Here is a 697-nt window from a genome sequence, read left to right as displayed (position 1 = left end):
TAGCGGGCAAGGTAGTAGTCGGCTCCGTGTTTTACAAGGTTGCCACCTTGATACACTTTGTTTGCTTGCCATTTTTCTATCACAGTATTTTGCAGCCAAATCCAACCATCCCAATGGGGTTGGTTTTCTATCGGTTCAATGCCTTTAACCCAAAAAGCGGCAATAAATAAGCTCAACATCGCCGGCTACATAAATTGAGCTGGCATTCCATTGTGGGTGGTTTGGTTGAATAGAAGTTAAATCTACATTTTTAGATTCTGGGTTAAGCTTAAAAATATTTGTCGCGTAAGCATGCGAACAAAAAAGTAACCAAGCAATAATGATGAGTTTAGTCATTGCAAATTCCTTTTGATGAAGTTCCATTACTTTTTAATTAAGTTCACTTTTTAGGTAAATGCAAGGTGGGAGGATTAAATATTTCAAAATCATTAATGAGTTTGAAAAGTAGCAATACTTGGTTTTTGAATACAGAGATCAATAAAACACAGTCGTCAGCATGATCGGAAGCTTCTTATGGGTGACCCCTTTCAGATCTTTGGTGAAAAAGCATGGCGCGAGCGATATTGCTAACGCAACAGGATTAAATCGTGGAAGCTCGTATAAGGCGGTGAATGGTAAAACCAAAACTCGTTGCGAAACTTTTTTCAAGTGATAAAAGCACTTAACTTTCGCCTTACAACGCAAGTGGCGTAGGTTG

General features: G+C 38.7%; 2 protein-coding genes. One reads left to right on the top strand and one right to left on the bottom strand.

Annotated elements, in window-relative coordinates; all coding sequences use genetic code 11:
• Window positions 1–144 precede the first annotated feature (144 nt).
• Window positions 145–336 (bottom strand): hypothetical protein, encoded by a 192-nt coding sequence (locus H5158_RS23565; RefSeq protein ID WP_259399484.1) that lies wholly within the window; start codon window positions 334–336, stop codon window positions 145–147.
• Window positions 337–496: 160 nt separating this feature from the next.
• Between H5158_RS23565 and H5158_RS23800 the strand changes: the two genes are divergently transcribed.
• Window positions 497–652 carry a hypothetical protein gene (locus H5158_RS23800; RefSeq protein WP_404936154.1) on the top strand — a complete coding sequence of 52 codons (156 nt, stop codon included), beginning with the start codon at window positions 497–499 and terminating at the stop codon, window positions 650–652.
• Window positions 653–697 lie beyond the last annotated feature (45 nt).

Source organism: Pseudoalteromonas sp. SR45-6 (genome assembly GCF_014163545.1).
GTDB lineage: Bacteria > Pseudomonadota > Gammaproteobacteria > Enterobacterales > Alteromonadaceae > Pseudoalteromonas > Pseudoalteromonas rhizosphaerae.
The sequence above is the reverse complement of the archived record's forward strand: the minus strand, read 5'-3'. Positions and strand labels throughout refer to the sequence as shown.

Bases quoted from the DNA above. Each gene is read 5' to 3' on its own strand.
- H5158_RS23800 (WP_404936154.1), top strand. From the start codon at position 497: ATGATCGGAAGCTTCTTATGGGTGACCCCTTTCAGATCTTTGGTGAAA.
- H5158_RS23565 (WP_259399484.1), bottom strand. From the start codon at position 336: ATGACTAAACTCATCATTATTGCTTGGTTACTTTTTTGTTCGCATGCT.